Raw genomic sequence first — 15,499 nt, forward strand, 5'->3', positions numbered from 1 at the left:
GTATGACCAGGGGCGCAGGTGCTACCGGTCAGCTGGCAGCGGTCCTCGGAACCAGACGTACCCGGTGTGCGTCTTACGCGCGATCAGCCCTACCGACCCGAAAGGCTCATCGCGTGAGCGAGCACGACCGGCAACCGCAGCCTGGCCAGGTCCCAGTACTCGACACCAAGGTCGGCTGGAGTTCGCTCCACGCCGACGGGCAGCAGATCAGTTACGGCCGACGGTCGATGCCGCTCGACGAGATCGAGTGGGTCGGCTACTGGGTCGAGCAGGTCACCGAGAAACGCTTCATGTTCCCGACCACGTACACGACGTACTGGCACTTCGAGGCCGGCAAGTACCCGCACAAGGCGGCGCCGGCGGTCACGGTGACCGACTCGCGGATGGGCCGCCGGGACGAGCTGCCTGACTGGTGGACGTTCCTGGTGAACCTGTCAACGCAGGTCGTCGAACCACGCCTGCTCACCGACCTGGTCAACCGAGTCCGCCATGGCGAGACCGTGACGATCGGCGGCAGCATCAAGGTGAACCAGGACGGCATCAGCTGTCAGCGTCCCAAGCTGTCCCTGGACTGGAACTCGATCCACCCAACCGAGTCAGAGGCCGGCTTCATCTACATCTACGCGACCGACTCCGACCAGCCCGTCCTCGCCGTACCCCTGGGCCACCCGAACGCAGTCCTGATCCAGCCCCTCTTCGCAGCACTCAGCTGATGGTGAGAACCAGGACGCCGGCCTGATCATGCTGGAGGGCGGCGAAGCCTGCACCAGCCGAAGGCGAACCTGCGAATCATGCTGAAGACCCAGCCGCAGTCCTGACCAACCAGGTCCCACACAGCGAGGGGACTAGCCATCAATCTGTTCGGCGCGGCCGTATGAGCAGACGTCGACGAGGAGCATGCCTGGTCCCTTGAAGACGGCTGATCGCATCCCGTAGTCGGTATCGACCGGCCCGAAGACGAGTTCGGCGCCCTTGGATCTGGCGAGCAATGTCACCCTCGACGGGGTCTTGCAGGACCCGACCCGGCGAGGAGGGCTCGAGCCTCGGCGGCTGGTTCCGCATGATCAGCGAGACCGGCCATCGCCGCCTCGAGGCTCGCCCGGACGACCGTCAGTTCGTCGAGTACGCCGAGACTCTCGTCGTTGTCGATCAGCGCCGACAGCACCACCGGATCCAGCATGTCCGGCCGCCACAGCGCTTCGGCGTCCGCAGGAGCTTGTTTCACGGCTGTCGCCAAGAGGATGTCGCCGTGGGCTCCGAGGAGTTGGATCTGCGTGGCGTCGGCGGTTCGTGCGGCCGTCGAGGATGAGCTGCGGGAAGGAACTGTTCGAGCCGTCGCCGTGGACACGTGCAAGCTGGTGATGATCATGTGGGCAGGCCCGACGGACTCGCGCCGCTACGGGACCGGGGGCGCATTGCGGTACCGCCGCGGCCAGGTGAGGTCAGCGCATCGACGGTGAAAAGCGGCATCGGGGATGCCGCGCCACGGTACTGAATCCGAGACGACGAGCGTCTTGAGGAGGTCCTCGACCTCGGCGAGCCACGGTTCCTTGCCCGTGGGCGGCGCGGGCCACGCCGCGCATTCGCTGTGGTAGTCAGCTGCCGTGAAGACGTCGAGGTCGAACATCGGCGCTACTTCCCGACCTTGCGGGCGAGCGCGGTGTTTTCTTCGGGCGTCTGGCGGCGCCAGTCCATGCAGCGCATGGCGAAGTTCGTGTCAGGGTCGAGTGCGTAGGCGCCGTCCGCGGTGCGGCCGTGGAACGTGTCCCGCAGGCGTGCATCTCAGTGGTGCGACCGATCAGCCCGCTGCCGTATCAGCGTCCATGTCGACCGAGCGGAACAGCTCGGCACACTCGTCCATCTGTTGTCCGACGAGGCTGAGCCTTGGCTGCGTCGGCTCGTTGCCGATGCCTTTCATGGGTCCGGCAGGGCTCTGCGGCGTCTGCACGAACACGACGTAGCTCTCTGCGTCCTGGCGGTCCTGCGCTCTGGATGACGCGGGGTTACCCGGATAAGCGGCAATTGTGTGGACAGTTTCTACGTTGAAACCGTCGGACGGGTCGTCCCAGTCGCGGTTGGTACTGCGCTGCCTGCGACTTGTGCTGATCGGCTTGCCCTTGGCGTCTGTCTGCACGACCCAGGTCGAGATCGCGCCCCAGGTTCCGATGGGCAGTGGTGCTCTCGCCATGTCAGTCCTCCAACCGGTACGACGGCTGGATGCTCAACGTTTGTCGGCACCGAGAATCAGAGAAGTCGGCGACGATGCGAACCGATGTGATGTGACGCACAGTCACGATCACATGGAGGCCGCGCGGGCTGGCTCGACCCTCGGAGGGAGGCGAAGTGGTGAGCGCCGGCTGATCAGCTCGGTGCGGCGATCCGGGAAAGTGGTGCGTAAGTGGTGCGCGGCAGGCATGAAGAAACCCAGGGCACCTTGGTGACCTGGGCTTTTGTGCGCCGCCAGGGACTCGAACCCCGAACCCGCTGAATTCCAGCTGAGGCTGCTCACGGTTTGTCGATGGTGCGCGAAAGCCCTTACTGGTAAGGGACTCGCGGGTGGTTGCGTTCGCATCGGTTCTCATCGCTGACCATCCTCTCGCGCTGATTGAGGTGCGTAAAGAGGTGCGTAGGAGCCGTCCGCGGGAGCACGAAGTCGGCTTCTGACCGGACTGCGAATCGCACATCACCGCGCGCCCTAGAAGCGCAGGGGTCGCGCCCGAGTGGGGCTGGGTCAATGGATCAAATTGACGGGAGGTCGAGTGCCGGGAGATGCCATCCCGCAGCTCAACGCTGGCGTTGATGGGCATGGCGGTCTTGCGTCCTGGCAGGATGGTCGCGTGAGTCTTCGTGACGATCGCAATGGCGGCGGCAGCCTGGATCTGCGCCGTGAGTTGTCCGAGTTGCGGGCCGAGCGGGATCGGCTGCGGGCCGAGAATGCGCGCCTGTCCCGTCTGCTGGAGCTGCGGGGCGAGGACACCACGCCTGCGGCTGAGCAGCTCGCGGCGCCCGTGGGTCCTGGCGGGCTGGTGTCGATGGCGGGCTCGACGCCGCAGCAGAAGCTCGCTCTCTACCTGGACCTGTTTCGTGCCAGGACCGATACCTACGCCAGGCGCTGGGAGGACCCGCGGACGGGCAAGAAGGGGTGGATGCCCGCGGCGGCGGGTGGGTGGCGCAAGGGCATGACCCGCGCGACCGCCCGCCTGCTCCCGCTGACGCCGGATGTCGTCGCCGAGCACCTGGGCGCGAGGTCGCGGCAGGACCTGTTCATCGGCCTGTACCCGATGCTCCCGGACAACACGTGCTGGTGGCTGGCTGCCGACTTCGACGGCAAGACCGCGATGCTCGACGCCCTGGCGTACGTCAAGGCGGCCCGAACTGCCGGCGTCCCTGCTGCGCTGGAGATCTCACAGTCCGGCGCCGGGGCGCATGCGTGGATCTTCTTCACCGAGGCGATCCCTGCGCAGACGGCACGCGCGGTGGGGACCGCGCTGATTCACGAGGCCATCCTGCAGCGTGGTGCCATGAACCTGGGTTCCTACGACCGTCTGTTCCCAAGCCAGGACGTATTGCCCGGCTCTGGCCCGGGCAACCAGATCGCTGCACCGCTCCACGGCAACCGCCGTAAGGACGGGCTCACGCTGTTCCTCGACCCGGCCACGCTGGAGCCCCACGACGACCAGTGGGTCTTCCTCTCGACGCTGGACCGGCTAACGCCCGGTGACGCCGCCCGGCTCGCCCGTAAGTCGTCGCGCGCCGCCGTCGGCAACGACGTGACGGCCCTGGCGCGCGCCGAGTCCACCAAGGTGCACCCGCCCATGCCACCGGTCGTGCGTGCCGAACTCGCTGCCGGCCTGGTCCTGGACGCGACCGCCCTCCCGCCTGCTGCTCTGGCGACCTTCAAGCACGCCGCCTCGATGGCGAACCCGAAGTTCTACGAGCTGCAGCGGTTGCGTAAGTCCACCTGGGACACCCCACGGTTCGTCACTGGCTACGACCTGGCTCTGGACGAGAAGCTCGTCCTGCCTCGCGGACTGCGGCACTTGGTGACAGGCATCATGGAGCGCAGCGGTGCCCGCCTCGACGTGACCGACAACCGGACCGCCGGCACGGAGATCGACGTCGCGCTTATCGGCGAGCTGACCGACCGGCAGACCGCGGCAGTCGGTGAGCTGCTCGCGCACGATGACGGCGTCCTGGTCGCCCCGCCAGGATCGGGCAAGACCGTCATGGCGTGCGCAATCATCGCCGAACGGGCGGTGTCCACACTGATCCTGGTCGACCGCAAGGCCCTCGCCGACCAGTGGCGCACCCGACTGACCGAGTTCCTCGGCGTCAAACCGGGACAGGTCGGCGGCGGGCGGAGCAAACTGACCGGGATCGTCGACGTCGCCATGCTGCCCACCCTTGCCAGACACGACGACGTCGCGAACCTGACCGCCGGATACGGGCAGGTCATCGTCGATGAGGCACACCACATCGCCGCAGCCGCGTACGACCACTCGGTCAAGAAGATCGCCGCCCGGTACTGGCTCGGCCTCACCGCCACCCCCGAGCGCCGCGACGGCCTTGGCGAGCTCCTGCGCTGGCAGCTCGGACCGGTCCGGCACACGATGACCGACGCGATACCCGGGACGCTGGCCGAAGCAGCCGACACCAGCGCAGGACCGGCACGATTGCTGCACCTGCATGAGACCACGTTCACCGCGGCAGACATCGATCAGGACGCCCCGTCACCGATCGCCGAGGCACACCGGGCGCTCACCGCCGACAAAGACCGTAATGAGCAGATCCTCGACGATGTCCACGCCGCTCTCAGCCAAGGGCGCAACTGCCTGGTCCTGACCCGCCGGGTCGCCCACCTCGAAACGATCACCTCGCTCCTGGCCGGTCGTGGCCATGAACCGCTTGTGCTCCAAGGGGGTATGCCTGCCAAGGACCGACGTGCCGTCGTCGAACGACTCACCGACGCCAAGGCTGGCGACGGCGTCCTGGTCTTGGGCACCACACCGTTCGTCGGCGAAGGGTTCGACGCACCGGCCCTGGACACCCTGTTCCTCGCGGCGCCGATCTCCTTCGACGGACTCCTGGTCCAGTGCGCCGGACGAGTCGTCCGCCCCGCACCAGGCAAGAGCATCGCCGAGGTGCACGACTACCACGACCCGCTCGTCCCGCTGCTGGCAGCCTCGCTCCGGCGCCGCATGCCCGGGTACAAGCGGCTGCAATTCGACCGGGCCTGATGAGGCCTTTCGGCACAGGGTGCCAGTCGTCATGCGCAAGACCATCACATCAGCGCTGGCCGATGTGCCAGGCCCTCCGTGCCGCTCATGAAACCGCTGCCGACGTGGATCGACGACCGTTCCCGCGAACAGTTGCTCGGCGGGCTCGGTCGAGAAATAGCTGATCACGTTCCTGGTGCCGAGATCGCGCTCGACCACCGGCGGGTTGACCAAACGTCTCGGATTCGCCGACAACCCGGGAGATCCCGAACCAGCCCGCAGAGCTTCCGAGACCGCGTGCTGCACATCCCCGTCATGATCACCACCACAGGCAGCCGTGTCCGGATCCAGGCGACAGCACCTGAACGACAGTCTCTGCTCGCCCACAAACCAGAGCGGGACACCAGAAACCCCAAGTAGACAACGCGGTCCCAGGACCAAACCGGGCCTTCTCGTTGACCCCGACACACCTAAACCACCGATCACAAACGCACAGCCACCCATGCCTTGTACCCCACCGCCGGATGAAGGATGGAGGGTAACGTTGGGCCCGTGAGCACGAAGGCTGAGCGTCAGGCTGCGCGTCAGCAGGTCGCCACGTATCACGAGGTTCAACTAGCGGCTCTGGTTCAGCGGGTCGCTGCGGCGATCGATCGGCACCGCGGCGGTGAACTGGACGTCTTCGAAGTCGACGAAGTGATCTTCCAGTATCAGCGTGCCGCGCGGCACCTGTGGACGTTCTGCCAGACCACCGGCAGCCAGGCTGAATTCACCGCTCACATCATCCAGCGCATGGCTGAGGACGGCGAGGCGATCGATTGGTGGGATCGCGGCCAACCGCGCCACCGCAGATGATGTGGAATCCACGGTCAAGACTACGGTCAGAACAGGAATCTCAGCTCAGGAGCAGCGATCCGGAGTGGTGATCAAGCTGCCTTGTGACCAGGTGACACGACGGTCCGATCGGGGGAAATCACTGCCACGTTGCAGGGGCCCGGAGTCGCAGATTCAAATCCCTGCCCCACAACACCTGCCCCGCTCCTGGCAGAGGCGCTCTGACCAGGGAAGCGCTGGTCAGAGCGCCTCTGTTATTCGCGAAACATCAGGGTCACCAGGCGGCTGCTGCTGCCCTAGTCGTCATCCTGGGCCCGGTAGCTGGGCTGCGCGAGCGAGTACTTCGGCGATTTGCTGGTGCGAAATGCGCCGTCATCGCACAAGGTGGCCGTCGGAGTCGCGCTCTTCGTGCTCGCGGGCCTCGGTGGCGTGCCGCTCTGGCTACGCAGCCGACGAGCGGTTGCGCTGCTCGCGCCGATCCCTGCCGGCCAGCTGTCACGGGTCGAGCAGAAAGATTCGCTGGGGTTCGACCTCGTGCGTCATGACGGCGAGGCGACCACACGAGGTCAGCTGGCTCCTTCCTCGTCCGTCTCCGGCCGGGCGGTCTCGCCGACAACGGTGATTCGGTTTGGTAGGAGATATTCCTCGATCTTGCTAGCGAGATGTAGTGGCCAAGGGAGGGCCGTGGTGTCGCGGACGTACGGCGCGGCGTCGCGTAGGTCGTGGGCAAGTGCGGCCCAGTGCTCGGCCTGGTCGCCGTCCTGCAAGCCAGCGACGAACAGTTCGATGAACTGCGGGTTCCACACCTGAGCCTTCGGCCTCGGGGCGGTTCGCTTGTCCTTGTACTCCATCGGGATGAGCTTCGACACTCCCATGAGCGCGCCCGAATGTGTACTGGGCTTGCCGCTGGTGCTGCCAAAGGTTCGCGACCTTAGGAAGCGCCACAGCCCCTTCGGCTGACCGCTGCCGTCTTCGTTGACGCCGTAGCACTCTGGTGTTTCACCGCCGTCCGAGCCGCGGACACGCACATGCCGCAGACCCGGCAACTTGCTGATCGGCATCGCTTCGGCGGCGCCGAACGCGATGGTGTCGAGGCGGATACGGTTGTTGCCGAGTTGGTCCCACACACTCCGGAGGTTCTGCGCATGCGTCAGGAGTAAGGTGTCCGGGTACGCCGCAGTTGCCTCGCCGATGGTCTCCTTGACGAACCGCACCACGTCTTCGGGTCCGCATTGCAGCATCTCGTTGATGTAGCGCTTGCCGATCTCGACGAGCCCTTCGTGCAACGGCTGCCAGCCGATCCCTGGCGCCGTAACCTGGATGTGCTGGCCAGTCGGGTCGACAAGGACTGCCACTGGGACCTGCCGGGCCAAGCCCCAGAGGCGGGTCTTGTTCTTCCTGATCATCCACAAGGCGAGCAGTGCGGGCTGCCGCGCGAGGGTTCCGGATCGCGGAGCCGGCAGTGGGGCCGGCCGGATGCCGAGGTGACGGAACAGTTCGTCGACTGCTGCGGCGAAACGCTCTCGATTCGCGTCCGACGTGGTGCCGTCCGGGCGCATACGGCCAGGCTTCTTGGGCGTTGCTACTGGATTGACGAACTGGCTGAGTCGGCCGGTCCGGACCAACCCGTGCCGGATGGCCCACTTCGGATCGCTGCCACGCTTCGCGTTCTTGTACGCCTCCGCCGGCGCGATCTCGACGAGGGTGACCGTCGGATGCGCGACGTCGCCAAGGGTGCCTGCGATATGGTCGACGCGCTGCTCGATCGCAGACTGCTTGCCTTGGCTCCTGGACCGGTCGAGGTCCGCGACAATCGTTGGCCGGTTCAACTTTCGAAGCCCGACGGTCACCGGTCCGAATGCGATCAGCGTTTCGGTTTCGCCGAGGTCCTTGGCCTCAGGCAGAGCCACCCCGAGTCTGGTCGACAGCCGTTCGAGCGCGTAGCTGGTGGCGTTGTCCAAGTCGGTGAGCAGTTCGATGGTCAGCCGGGGACCGACGACCTTGCCAAGGTACTCCGGCGAGATCGCACCGTCACTGATTCCGCTCAGGCCCTTGTAGACCACGATTTTCTCCCGCGGAAGGGGTGCGACCAACTCCAGGTGTGGCTTCAACTCGGATGCGACCCACTCCACCAGGGGCTCGCGATCCGCGAGGGACAAACCGGGACTGACCCGCTCTGAGCCCAGCATGCCCGTCCGGAACACGAGAGCCGCCGCATCACCGGTGCGCTGAAGATAGTCCAACGGCTTGTCGATCAGCTGCTGTGGATCAGGCAGCCGGTCCAGGCAGCCGAGCTGGCGGAGCACCTCCGCGAGGTTGTCGTCCCACCGCGGTGGGTACGTCATCTCGCCGCCGTCGCCCTTCATCCTGGACGCCCGGATCTTGGCGATTCCGAAGTGCCGCGAGTTCCCGGCATCGCTCAAGTACGGGACTGTGGGGGCGATGTAGACGGAGTGAGCGTTGGACAGGGAGAGCATCGGGCGCACAGGTACCCAACGACGGACGCCGTACGACGTATAGATCAGCACCTCGCCGCTGGTTGGCAGCGTTTGCGCGGTGATTCCGATCATGACGGAGAACGGTGTCTGGTCTTCGATCTGTTCCGGTGGCCACGAGATCAGCTCTGCACCGGTGTCGGTCGGGCAGCGCAGAAAGCGCAGATTGTTGTATTCGCAGTGGGCCTCGGGCCGGGAAAGTGTGGCTGCAATGTCCATCGGTAAGAGCCGCATCGCGCGCCTGATCTGGTCCAGAGCAGCCAGGTTGATTTCCACCGGCACCCAGACGAGGTCGGAAGCGCGGAGTTGGGACAGCGTCTGTGCGATCTGATCCGGAGCCGCCTTCTGCGACCGTACCCACGCGGCGACGATGTTGAAGATGGCCGCAGGATTGACGTCGCGATGGGCGAGCAGCCATTCCTGATCGCCGTCGCCGCGACCGGCGTACTCCAGTGTCACGACGCAGTCCGGAACGAGAGCGGTGATCGCGGCGTTGAGTGACCGGATCGGGATGCTGGCGAAGTCACCGCCACGCCTGGTCGCTGCCAACCGCCGCAGGGGTTCTTTCCACTGTCCAGGGAAGTGCATGAGGTGGTACCCACGCTCGATCGGTGCGTCCGGGTTCAGACGCATCACGGTGACAGCGAGTTCGTCATACTTGGGGGCCATGTCAGCGATCTCCCATGGTGGTCAACGCCTGGTACAGCGGTTCGTAGAGCGCCTGGACGAGGTGTCGGTCGGTGTCGGTGCTGGTGTCGTCGAAGTAGGGGGCGAGAACACCGCGCATACCGTGCAGCAGGCTGGTGCTCGCGTCGTCGAGATCGTCGTTGCGAAGGGCCGTGTTCGGCGCGAAAGCCGCATCGCAGAAGTAGATCCTTGCCGCCTGGCCGCCGCGCAGGAGTCGACCGACGACCTGCCAGATCGTCACGAGCTGGGTCCACGCGACCCGGTCGCGCTCGTCATTGCTCAGCTGGCTGTAGGCGACCAGGGCGTGCAGCAGCCGGCGCCACTGGCGCTGAGCGGCTCGTCGTCGCTGCTGCCCCGCGCGCGACAGACGTTCGTACTCAGGCCATTCGTCATCGACCAGGTGTGGGCGAAGCTGCTCGAGGGCGTACTGGTTGATGCGTTGGGTGACGTATGCGAGGTCTTTGGGGCGCGGATGTGGACGGACGAGGAAGAAGGCCGCGCCGATCGCTGCGACACCATCCGTGTTGAGGATGTTGTGTCCGCGCTCCACCGCCAGAATCGGTGCGATCAGCAACCAGCCGGAGTCTGTGCCGAAGTCGGCGACATCGCCTCGACGGAGAAGGTGACCGTCGTCCCAGCCGGTCTGGAGCTCGTCGTCCGGGATCAGGCAGCGCACCTGGCCTTGCCACGAAGACTTCTGCCGCAGCAGCTCTTCGTAGACGTAGCGTGCCTCGTGATAGCTGCCGACGAGGAGGAGGACCTTACTGCGTCCGTGCGGCAAGCTGTCGCGTTCGCGTTCGAGCCGGTTGGGTCTGCCCGGTCCCGCACCCGGCCTGGTCAAGGCCTTCACCATGTCTCGCAGCGCCGCGGTGCGGCCAGCTCCGTAGCGACCGGAGACCCAGATCGGAGTCGTTCGTTCGCCGGTGTGCTGAATGTCGAGGTCGAAGGTTGTCTTGGAGATCGCGGTGAGCTTGTCGCGTGGTGGGCTGAGGATTGCTCCGACTGGTACGTCGATGTGGTACCTCGGCGACGTACCGGCCCAGCTTGTTCCGGACAGCAACAACACCTGCGGCCCGGGGCCATCGGCGGGAAACAGGTCCGGCAGCCCCGTCAGCAGGGCGCGGCCGACACCGGCGTACCGGAAGAACCGGAACTCGCCGAGCTCTCCGTCACGCGATCTCGTCTCGTCCTCGATGTACTGGAATCCGAGCACGTTGCCCATCGGCGACTCGGGGACGGCAACGGCGAGGTCACTGGGCGGGCGCCGTGCCTCTGTCGGCAGCGCGTCGTACATGTCGAGCTCGCCGGCCACCTGCGGCCAGATCGCGAGCATCAGGTTGAGCCGATCCGCGACGACCGCCACCGCGATCGCGAGCTCGAGTCGCCAGACTGTCCAGTCGAAGGTGGAGGGCGAGATCTTCCGGCCGGCGACCAGTTCCTGGTCGCTCAGATTGGTCAGCCATTGCCGGACTGCCTGCTCCCGGACATCCTCCTCGGTGATCGACAGTGCCGCCTCTGCCAGCTGGGTCAGCCCGCTCGCGACGTCTCCGGACGCGCCGGACGGATTGTCGATGAACAGGTCGAATTGTTCCCGGAGCCGCACGTAGAGCGGGTCGCTGTCCCAGCCCGGTTTGGGTTTGCCCCCGCTGGGCCGACCATACCCGGCCCAGTCCTGGGCGAGGTCGTCGAACAGTCCCCAAGCTGTGAAGTAATCCGGGTCCATCCAGCGCAGGACCGGTTTGCCTGCCCGCCCACGGTCGCGTTGGAGCAACTGATAGATGACGTCGGCCGCCGTGCGGGCATGGCCGAGTGCGAGTGTGAACCGACGGACCTGATGCGAACGGACCTGCGCGCGACCCGATGCCCGCAGCCTTTCGCTGACCCGTTCATTGAGTTCGTCGATCCAGGCATCGTCGCTGGGGCCAAGCAGAACCTGGGCGCCGGCGAACATCTCGTCGAGGTTCGCCTGTACCTGATCCGCTTCGTCGACCAGCACGAGATCACTCCGTCGCCATGCGGCCTCCAGGTACCGCATGGTGTCGTCGGCCAGCGGCCCCGGGACCGGGGTGTGAACGAGGCTCCAAGGCGTCGCGATCCAGACGTTCGCCTCCACGAGTTGTCTGGAGGCCTCGTGCCGTTGGCAGCCGTACCAGAGTGGGCACGTTCGTCGCGGCTTGTCCCGCCAGCCGTCCACCGGAGCCTCGGGATCTGTCTCGATGAGGTGCTGGCACGGGGCTTCCCGGACCGCCAGTGGCTGTGGGCCGCCGCGGACTGCATCCAATGCACAGGCCGTGCTGACCAGATCGAAGCCGAAGGCATCGACCGGAATCAAACGCCCAGATGGCGGCGGCTGCAGCCTGTGCAGGCGCTCGGTGTGGCGTGTCCGGTTCTGTCCCATGACCGGCGCGGCTTTCACCGCGTCGTACCCGGACAGGTGGTGCGCCATCCGCATGGCGGCCGAATTGTCCCCGGCGACAATCGTCACGCGGCGGTCGTGCTGCGCCGCCCAGACAGCCAGAACCATCACCAGCGTGCTTTTGCCAACGCTGACCAGGCCGACGAGATGCAGGATTCGATCGATGCGCAGTACGCCGACGTCGTCGCTGAAGGTGTCGTCGGACATCCGCACCTGCAACGTGACATCGTCCAGGCGCTCGGCCCAATGGCTGTTCGGTCGGCCGGCTCGCCGGTCTTCTTCGTCCATGCCGCTCGCGGTCTCAACTAGATCTTGCCAAGGAACCTCCACGACTTCTCTGCGGCGTACGGACAGGTCGTGGTGTGCCGGGATTGGTGCCTCGGGCAGATCGTCCGGGATGGGGATCCCGATTCCCCGCGCTGTGGAGCTCATCCGATAGTCGCCTGGCTCAGCGAACTTCACTGCGGTCGACTCGAAGGCCAAGGGTTCGGTGAGCAGCCGTTCGTATAATTGCCACCGATCCACAGCTACGCGACATGACCGATCGACTGGTCGACCCTCCTCGTCGAGGGAGTACCCGCGTACTTCCTCCGGCGCCGTGAGGTACGCGCGGAGGGTCGCTTCCCAACCGTACGGTCGCTGGGTCCGCCACAGAATGGCCCTTGCATTTGCCAGCCGTACTTCGGCATCGGCGGGAACGGTGTCCACGGCATCCCAGACGGCTCGGTAACCGTCAAGGAGCGCGGGTACGCCCTCGGCTGCTTGCCCGTTGGCAACCGAGTTCAAGAGGTACAGACACAGCTCGGTATGCATCAGCTCGGTCACCGACGGCTGATCCGGAGTCGGACGATAATGACCTTCGAGCTCACGGTGGAACCAGGTGCGGGCGGCTCGGATATGTCTCATCGCGCTGCCTCCGCACGCCGGCTGACCGCACTGAGGAACTGGTCCTCGGAGACGGCAACGATTCGTTGACCGCGGCCGACGGCCGGGCAGGCCCTCTGCAACCGATCGAGGTATCGGGGATGAGCTCTTACCTGCTCGCGCGCTATCACGATGAACGCCCGATCCGCGTCGTCGGGTATTGCGAAGAGGCCCTGCCGCAGGCGGCGAGCCAGCCGCGTCGGGCTCCGCCAGGCCTTGATGTCGGCGACCCAGGGCTTCTGGTCGAAGGCCGACAGATCATAGGCGTCGAAGTCGGGCCAGAGGCGTGCGCTCACGCCCAGCTCGGACACGGCTTCAGCGATCCGTAGCTCGGCACGGCCAGGGCCGGCGATGAAGGTCCGGAGCTCCCGGCGCAGCCATTGGACGCCGTCGGCAGCACGATGGTTCGGGCCGGCCCTACTCGGATCCGGACACGAGTCGTCCACGCACGCCCAGGTGCGGTCATCGTCGAGTGGCAGGCGAAGTCCGTGGCAGCCCTCGCAGGTACGGACGATGCCGTCGGCGATCGCTTCCGGCGGCGCATCGGCGTATGCCTGCCGTACTTCTTCTGCCAAGAGAGCCAGGTGCGGATCGGCGAGCCTGGCGTCGAGGTCGAACGCCGTGATCGCAGGCCTGCTGATAAGCAGCTTCCGGAAAGCCACATAGGACTCCGGTGCATCGTGTGCTTGCGACTTGTCCAGCACCCCGTGCATCAGCGCGTTCTCACGGAGCTCGGCCTCGACGTCGCCGCGCAGCTTCCCCAGCTCTTCGCAGGTCACCGTCGGGCGGCCATACGCGAGAAGGCTTTCCTCCGGGTCTACGTCGGCATCTGTCAGAACCAGCGACCACTCCGCGAACGGCGTGTGTGCGAGTTGCAGCAGCTCGACGACGCTGCCCGGTGGCGGCACACTCTGATGCCAGGCCAGTAAGGTCAGCCGATCCAAGGCCAGCTGGAGGTTCGCTGGATAGGGGAGCCGAAAGGACGTGCCGCCGGTGAAGCCCTCGGCGTACTCGAGGATCCCGGAGGCAAGCTGTGCCAGGGTGATGCGCACATCAGGCAACCACGAAGGTGCCTGTACCGCTGTGGTCATGCTCGTCGCTCTCTGTGAGGCCAGATCCAGTAGACGGCATTCTGGATCAGACCGCCGACAATTCGGCGCGCCTCATTCGGAAGCGACGTTGCAGATGTGGGAATCTCTGCCACATGCACCGCGATGGCGACTTGGCCGGTCTTGGTGGTGGGTTCACGCCTGAGCAGGCCCGTGAGTTTGAGCTGGCGCAGCGGCGGCTCGGGAGGATTCGGTTCTCCGAGCCGACGAGTGTTGTGGCTGCCTACCGTCGGGCGCCGATGACCTTCTGGGCGGCGCTCGCGATGGCTCGCCATGTCCATCGGATGCAACAGGCCGAGAAACACGGTGAGCTGCTGCCGAAACAGATGTACGAAGCCCTCATCCACGTTCCTCGGATCGATGCCATCACCTCGACGCTCGGATCCGTCTGGTCCCTGCATCCTGACGGGTACCACTCGGAGGATTCGTGGCCGGCGCATCTTCAATGGGGCGCCGACCAACTGGTGGAGACTGTTCGGCACCTCCGTGCGGGGCGGATGGTCGCGGCGTTGGCGATGGTCCGGCGACAGTTGGAGCGCTGGACGCTGAACGTCGCTCAGCACTTCGGCGTCGAACCTGCCGAGGATGAGAACAAGGTCGTCTACTTCACTCGTGTGTGGGCCGAGTACCCATGGCTCCGTGCGGACATCGGTCAGGCCTGGGCGGAACTGTCCGAGTGCCTACACGGTCGCGGCTCGATGGGCGCCGCGCAGTCGTGGGAGGCCGCTGCGGGCGACGTCCGCACAGCCACCATCCAGGTCCCGCAAGCCACGCTGGATCTGAACCAACGGATGGCTGACATCGCCGGTACCGTGTTCACACAGGTCCGCGGCGGCGTGCGGACCCTGGCTCAGCAGGCCGGGCGAGACTCTTGGGCAATGGCAATGTTGTCCAACTATTCAGTCCGGGAAGTCCCTGACCTTCTGGAGCCTGGGCGTGTGGCGATCATGCCCCTGGATCCGGCCTACGCCTACAGCAGTTGGGCCGACAACGCAACGAGCGCCGCGCGCGGATACCGACTGGTCGTAACGGCAGCCGGGCAGAACGGCACGCTCCTCGACCTGCCGACCTCGCACGTCATGGGCGCGGTACTCGAACGTAGAGGGAGGGCGATCGACCGCTTCCGGATGAGCATGGAACGTGAGATCCGCGTACTCGGAGATGACTACCAGCCAGGCACCTTGGAAGCTCGGCTGTTTCGGTACGTCGCCATCTCCGAAGCCGCCGAGGTGATCAGCGACTGGTCATCACCCGAAGAGGCAGCATGCCTGCGCCTTGCGGCGGGTGCCCTGCGAAGCGCCTTCTACCTGTGGCTCGAAGACACAGATATCGCGATGGCGTGTGTGCGCGTCCTGCTCGAACAGACATGTCAGGCGCGAGCCTGGAGAACCAAGCCGCAGCGAGCGAAGCGCATCAGCGAACTGAAAGGCACGGTGACGTCGTCTGCGCGCTGGATCGAAGCTTCCGGCTGGAGGCGCGCGAAGGTGCTGGGACAGGCGTTGGGTGAGTTCTCGCACGTCGACCTAAGAGCGGCCGTCTTCGGCGCCAGACGGTTGCTCGGGGCGATTCAGGCGGAAGACGTGGCCGAGAGCGAGAGACCATACAAGGCACGCGGGCACGCGTTGGACTCCACGGCGTACCTGCTTGCGTTCGAGGTTTCTGAACGGCTCATGGGCGTCGACGAGGGGCTCGCCGAGGGATTTCGCGAGCAGATTACATTGCTCGATGCTGTCGAGCATTCTCGCAGAATCGAGGATCTGCTGGCGCGTGTGCACGACCTTCGAAGCTTCGACTTCCGCGACCTCTGAGCCGTAGGCA

The 15,499-nt window shown here is 65.8% G+C and carries 10 protein-coding genes; 4 read left to right on the forward strand and 6 right to left on the reverse strand.

What is annotated here, in order from left to right:
- The first annotated feature begins 113 nt into the window (after positions 1–113).
- Positions 114–713 (forward strand): hypothetical protein, encoded by a 600-nt coding sequence (locus E0H92_RS26810; protein WP_131498094.1) that lies wholly within the window; start codon positions 114–116, stop codon positions 711–713.
- A gap of 278 nt (positions 714–991) precedes the next feature.
- On the opposite strand, the gene E0H92_RS44740 is transcribed toward E0H92_RS26810, so the two are convergent.
- The 3 genes from E0H92_RS44740 to E0H92_RS26825 form a co-directional block, all read right to left on the reverse strand.
- Entirely contained in the window at positions 992–1,225 is a 234-nt protein-coding gene (locus E0H92_RS44740; RefSeq protein WP_202873826.1) for a hypothetical protein, read from the reverse strand.
- Between the two features lie 171 nt (positions 1,226–1,396).
- The gene (locus E0H92_RS26820; RefSeq protein ID WP_131498095.1) at positions 1,397–1,627 is read right to left on the reverse strand and encodes a hypothetical protein; all 231 of its coding nucleotides are present in this window, start codon (positions 1,625–1,627) and stop codon (positions 1,397–1,399) included.
- A 171-nt stretch (positions 1,628–1,798) separates the two neighbouring features.
- Positions 1,799–2,188 carry a hypothetical protein gene (locus E0H92_RS26825; protein WP_131498096.1) on the reverse strand — a complete coding sequence of 130 codons (390 nt, stop codon included), beginning with the start codon at positions 2,186–2,188 and terminating at the stop codon, positions 1,799–1,801.
- A 649-nt stretch (positions 2,189–2,837) separates the two neighbouring features.
- Here E0H92_RS26825 and E0H92_RS26830 point away from each other — a divergent pair.
- Together E0H92_RS26830 and E0H92_RS26835 are read left to right on the forward strand one after the other, a co-directional pair.
- On the forward strand, positions 2,838–5,237 hold the full coding sequence (locus E0H92_RS26830) for a DEAD/DEAH box helicase (RefSeq protein ID WP_202873827.1): 2,400 nt from the start codon (positions 2,838–2,840) through the stop codon (positions 5,235–5,237).
- A 531-nt stretch (positions 5,238–5,768) separates the two neighbouring features.
- The gene (locus E0H92_RS26835) at positions 5,769–6,071 is read left to right on the forward strand and encodes a hypothetical protein (RefSeq protein ID WP_131498097.1); all 303 of its coding nucleotides are present in this window, start codon (positions 5,769–5,771) and stop codon (positions 6,069–6,071) included.
- Positions 6,072–6,616: 545 nt separating this feature from the next.
- Here the strand turns inward: E0H92_RS26835 and E0H92_RS26840 are convergent.
- The 3 genes from E0H92_RS26840 to E0H92_RS26850 form a co-directional block, all read right to left on the reverse strand.
- Positions 6,617–9,214 carry a pPIWI_RE module domain-containing protein gene (locus E0H92_RS26840; RefSeq protein WP_131498098.1) on the reverse strand — a complete coding sequence of 866 codons (2,598 nt, stop codon included), beginning with the start codon at positions 9,212–9,214 and terminating at the stop codon, positions 6,617–6,619.
- A gap of 1 nt (position 9,215) precedes the next feature.
- The gene (locus E0H92_RS26845) at positions 9,216–12,473 is read right to left on the reverse strand and encodes a pPIWI_RE_Z domain-containing protein (protein ID WP_202873828.1); all 3,258 of its coding nucleotides are present in this window, start codon (positions 12,471–12,473) and stop codon (positions 9,216–9,218) included.
- 77 nt (positions 12,474–12,550) lie between these two features.
- A complete protein-coding gene (locus E0H92_RS26850) occupies positions 12,551–13,663 on the reverse strand; it encodes a restriction endonuclease-related protein (RefSeq protein ID WP_131498100.1) in 1,113 nt (370 codons plus the stop codon).
- A 257-nt stretch (positions 13,664–13,920) separates the two neighbouring features.
- Here E0H92_RS26850 and E0H92_RS26855 point away from each other — a divergent pair, with 257 nt between their 5' ends.
- Entirely contained in the window at positions 13,921–15,489 is a 1,569-nt protein-coding gene (locus tag E0H92_RS26855) for a hypothetical protein (protein WP_131498101.1), read from the forward strand.
- The last annotated feature ends 10 nt before the right edge of the window (positions 15,490–15,499 follow it).

Origin of the sequence: Kribbella speibonae, from assembly GCF_004331375.1 — a bacterium.
Lineage (GTDB): Bacteria > Actinomycetota > Actinomycetes > Propionibacteriales > Kribbellaceae > Kribbella > Kribbella sindirgiensis.

What these genes read in the sequence shown, in the direction of transcription:
- E0H92_RS26840 (WP_131498098.1), bottom strand. Translation starts at nt 9,214, where the DNA reads ATGGCCCCCAAGTATGACGAACTCGCTGTCACCGTGATGCGTCTGAAC.
- E0H92_RS26825 (WP_131498096.1), bottom strand. Translation starts at nt 2,188, where the DNA reads ATGGCGAGAGCACCACTGCCCATCGGAACCTGGGGCGCGATCTCGACC.
- E0H92_RS26820 (WP_131498095.1), bottom strand. Translation starts at nt 1,627, where the DNA reads ATGTTCGACCTCGACGTCTTCACGGCAGCTGACTACCACAGCGAATGC.
- E0H92_RS26855 (WP_131498101.1), top strand. Translation starts at nt 13,921, where the DNA reads ATGACCTTCTGGGCGGCGCTCGCGATGGCTCGCCATGTCCATCGGATG.
- E0H92_RS26850 (WP_131498100.1), bottom strand. Translation starts at nt 13,663, where the DNA reads ATGACCACAGCGGTACAGGCACCTTCGTGGTTGCCTGATGTGCGCATC.